Source organism: Methylibium sp. T29, assembly GCF_000576205.1.
Lineage (GTDB): Bacteria > Pseudomonadota > Gammaproteobacteria > Burkholderiales > Burkholderiaceae_C > Methylibium > Methylibium petroleiphilum.
The window spans coordinates 1-4,044 of sequence record NZ_AZND01000280.1; the positions used below are offsets into that span (position 1 = coordinate 1).

At 68.7% G+C, this 4,044-nt stretch carries 4 protein-coding genes; 2 read left to right on the forward strand and 2 right to left on the reverse strand.

The window, feature by feature from the left end; translation table 11 throughout:
- Positions 1-56: 56 nt before the first annotated feature.
- Both x551_RS23765 and x551_RS19375 read right to left on the reverse strand, forming a co-directional pair.
- Positions 57-1,292 carry a glycosyltransferase family 4 protein gene (locus x551_RS23765; RefSeq protein WP_051495931.1) on the reverse strand — a complete coding sequence of 412 codons (1,236 nt, stop codon included), beginning with the start codon at positions 1,290-1,292 and terminating at the stop codon, positions 57-59.
- 68 nt (positions 1,293-1,360) lie between these two features.
- Positions 1,361-2,038 (reverse strand): sugar transferase, encoded by a 678-nt coding sequence (locus x551_RS19375; RefSeq protein ID WP_036235848.1) that lies wholly within the window; start codon positions 2,036-2,038, stop codon positions 1,361-1,363.
- Positions 2,039-2,478: 440 nt separating this feature from the next.
- Between x551_RS19375 and x551_RS19380 the strand changes: the two genes are divergently transcribed.
- Both x551_RS19380 and x551_RS19385 read left to right on the forward strand, forming a co-directional pair.
- Positions 2,479-2,958 carry a PEP-CTERM sorting domain-containing protein gene (locus tag x551_RS19380; RefSeq protein WP_036235851.1) on the forward strand — a complete coding sequence of 160 codons (480 nt, stop codon included), beginning with the start codon at positions 2,479-2,481 and terminating at the stop codon, positions 2,956-2,958.
- 166 nt (positions 2,959-3,124) lie between these two features.
- Positions 3,125-4,044 (forward strand): EpsD family peptidyl-prolyl cis-trans isomerase (locus x551_RS19385; RefSeq protein ID WP_036250348.1); only part of this gene is annotated, 920 nt, incomplete at its 3' end.

A 4,044-nucleotide genomic window follows, 5' to 3' on the forward strand; every position in this document is an offset into this window, starting at 1 on the left:
CCACGCGGTCGTGCTGCGCATGCTGGGCGCGCGGGTGGAGCCGCTGATGCAGCGGCTCAGAGCGGTGAGAGGTCGATGGCGCCGGCTGGCGTGGGACTGCGCGGGGGCGGAGCCGCGGGTGTGGCGGACGTGAGGCCGATGGCGCCCAGGTCCATCGGCGCCAGCCCGCCGGGCCCGGTGGCTGGCAGGTCGTAGGCCGACATCAGCGAATCGCGGAACCGCGCCTCGCTGAAGCGGCGCTTCGCCGAGGCGCGTGCGGCCTCGCCGATCTCGGCACGCAGCGCCGGCAGGTCGATCAGTTGAGCGATGCTGTGCAGGATCTCTTCCTCGTTGCGGCACAGGAAGCCGGTTTCGCCGTGGCGGATGATGTCGCGGTGGTCAGGCGTGTCGATGGCCACACAGGGCAGCCCGACCGCCATCGCCTCGGCCAGGAACACCGGGAAGCCGCGCGTCCGCCCGGGCGCCAGGTAGATCCAGCCGGCCGCCAGCCGCGAGGCCAGGTCGGCGTCCTGCCGGACGTCGTGCACGCTGACGTCGGCCGCGCTCAGGCGCACCAGCGAGTTCTGGTCGGTGTGGCCGATCCAGTTGAAGCTCAGGCGCAGCGCCTTGTCGCTCAGCAGAACTGCCAACTGCGCGAACAGTTCGGCCGCACGCGGGTCGTGGACCCGGCTGCCGGTGACGATCAGCGGGTGCGGCACCTCGTGGCGCTCGACCTCGAAGAACGCATCGGCCACCGGGCTCTCGGCCACGTCGATCGACTGCGTCTCGGTCTGCGTGTGCAATACCCGCGCCTCCTGGGCCAGGCTGGTGATGGCGCGCAGGTCGCGCAGCGAGCCGATCACCGGCCGGAGCGACCACAGCATCAGGTCGCCCACCCGTCGCAGCGAGTCCAGCGACTTCGAGCCGTGCGGCGAGTAGTACATGGGCACGTCGAGACCGATCGAGCGCGCCACGTAGGAGCCGATCAGCGAGGGCAGGAAGCCGTGCAGGTGCACCGCCTTCACGTCCTCCGCGGCAACGAGGATGTCGCGCAGCGCCTGCATGGCGGCCTGGGCACGCTGGCTCACGCCGCCGTGCGCCGGCACCAGCACGAGGTCGATGCGCGCATGGAAGCGCGGGAGCTGGTAGCGGTAGCGCAGGTCGTCGGCGACCAGCACGGTCTGCTCCAGACCGCAGTCGGCGAGCGTCTCGGTCGCGGGACCGAGGAAACTGAAGATCTCGTCGGTCAGCGGGCCCACCAGGTGCACCACGCGGCCCGTGGTCGCGACGGGCGGGGTTCGAACGCCTTGCATCGAGGTCTCTTCAGTTCGAACGGCAGCACGACGTCGCGCGGGCTCCCCGGCGGCCCGCGCCGCGCGCTTCAGCGCGCACCCCGCCGCGTGGCCACGACGGCGATCGTCTGGAAAAGGATCCACGCGTTCAGCCACAGCGAACGCCGCCCGACGTAGTAGCGGTCCATCGCGACCCGCTCCGCATACGAGGTCTCGTTGCGACCGCTCACCTGCCACAGGCCGGTCATGCCGGGCCGCACGCTGAGGTAGTGCCAGCGCACGCGGCCGTAGCGGGTGAGCTCGGACACCGTGATGGGTCGCGGGCCCACGAGGCTCATCTCGCCGCGCAGCACATTGAAGAGTTGCGGCAGTTCGTCGAGGCTGGTGCGTCGCAGGAAGTCACCGACCGGCGTGACGCGCGGGTCCTTCGTGAGCTTGTGGTCGCGCGCCCATTCGGCGCGGGCCTCGGCATCGTCGCGCAGCACATCGGCGAGCATCTGCTCGGCATTGACATACATGCTGCGGAACTTGAGGCAGCGGAACAGCCGGCCATCGCGGCCCACGCGATAGTGGCCGAAGAAGATCGGAGCCCCGTCGCGGCGCCAGATGAGCCAGGAGACCAGCAGCATCACCGGGCTCAGAAGCACCAGGATGATGAATGCGAGCACCTGATTGAACACCGTGTTCACCGCGTCGAGCGCAGAGTGGCGCGGGCCGGTACGGCCCTTCACCCGCAGAGCGTTGAACACGTAGGACGCAGCAGTCATTCGATATCTCCCATCGACCGATTTTGCGGCAGTATTGCTGCAGTGCAAGATCCAAGCCAAAAATGACGTGGGAGTTACTTGCGATTACGGCTTTGGGGGTCCTTCGCCGTTTCGGAGCGCTTCAGAGCCCGTTGTTGTAAGAGCATGTGGCGGCGCGAAGACCGCGCATCGAACCGGCTCGTTCTCATAGAGCGTTTCGAGCCTGCTTCGATCTGCGGGATGGGAAGCGATGGGCTCTCCGGGTAGCGAGGCGCGTGCACGGCACGCTGCATCAGGCACATGCGGCACCTCCACGGAGCTTCGACGGCAACGCGATCCGAGTACCCCGAAAACTACATGTTTTGACACACTGCAGCAATTGAGCAACACTGCATCGAGCGGGCTCCCTCAAACTCATTGCATCGCGCGCACCTCGAAGCGCAGAGCCCTCAGGAGACAGCATGAATCTGAAGTCCTATCTCGTTGCCGCGCTGGCCACTGTGGCCCTGCATGCGAACGCCTTCGTCGGCAACTACACCGAAGGCTCGTTCACCTACAACTCGGGCAAGCAGTTCACCGTGGCCGACGTGTTCAATTTCCAGCTGTCGGCCCCGTCGACACTGCAGACCACGCTCGAGATCACCAAGAGCAGCGGCATCCTCGGCCTGGGCCTGTTCGACGCCGACGACAACCGCTATCTCGGCGGGCTGCTGTTCGGTGGGTCGAACGGCACCACGGCCACACAGAGCTTCGCCAACCTCTCCAGCGGCAACTACTACTACGGCGTGCTCGGCGGTTTCTTCCCGAAGGGCAGCTACAGCCTCCAGTCGGCGGCCACCGCCGTGCCGGAACCAGCGGCCCTGTTGCTGGCCCTGATGGGCGCGGGCGGGCTGGCCGTTGCGGCCCGCCGCCAGCGCAAGTCGGCCAAGGTCGCCCGCTGAGTGTCGTTCCGGGCTCCGGTGACGTGCCCGCACGAGGCGCCCTCCGGGGCGCCTTTGTCTTTTGCGGCATCGAACGGATACAGCCGCACACCGCTGTTGTCGTCGCTTTCGTCGTGATCGCGCACCAGTCTTGCTATGGTCAGGGTTATCCCGCCTCTCTCATCCGATGAAGCTTTTCAACCCCTCCGCCTCCAGCCGCCGCCGTCCGCGCGCACGCCTCGCGCTGCTCGCGACCTGCAGCCTCGTGGGGCTCGCTGCGTGCGGTGAGCGCCAGGAAGCCCGCAGCTCGCAGGTCGCGGCCCGCGTGGGCAGCGGCGAGGTCTCGATCCACCAGGTGAATCTGGTGCTGCAACGGCAGGCCGACCTGCGGCCCGAGCAGGTCGAGGTCGCCAGCCGCACCGCACTGGAGCGCCTGATCCAGCTGGAGCTGGCCGTGCAGAAGGCCGGCGACGCCAAGATCGATCGCGACCCGCAAGTGGTGCAGGCCGTGGATTTCGCGCGCCGCGAGGTGCTGGCGCGGGCCTACATCGATCGCCTGGCCGACAGCGCGGCCAAACCCACGGCGCAGGACATCGACCGCTTCTACGACGAGCGCCCCGCCCTGTTCAAGACCCGACGCCTCTACTCGGTGCAGGACATCGGCATCGCGGCGCCGGCAGAGGCCGTGCCGGCCCTGCAGGCCAGGCTGGCCGCCGCAAAGTCGACACCCGCCCTGCTGGCGGAGCTGGCAGGCACGGGCCTACCCTACTCGCTGAGCTCGGCCACCCGACCCGCCGAGGACTGGCCCCTGCCGCTGCTCGACCGGCTGGCCGGCATGAAGGAAGGCGAGGTGGGCTTCCTCGTGCAGCCGCAGGGGCTGCGCGTGCTGGTGCTCACGGCGGCCGCACCGGCGCCCCGCAGTCTGGACGAGGCGCGCGCCAGCATCGAGCAGTTCCTGATGAACGAACGCAAGCAGCAGAAGGTGGATGCCGAGCTGAAGGCGCTGCGCAGCACCGCGGAGGTCCAGTACCTGGGTCAGTTCGCCCAAGCGGCACCGGCCGGCGCCGCGGCGGCCGCCCTCCCGCCCGCAGTGCCCGCGGCTTCGGC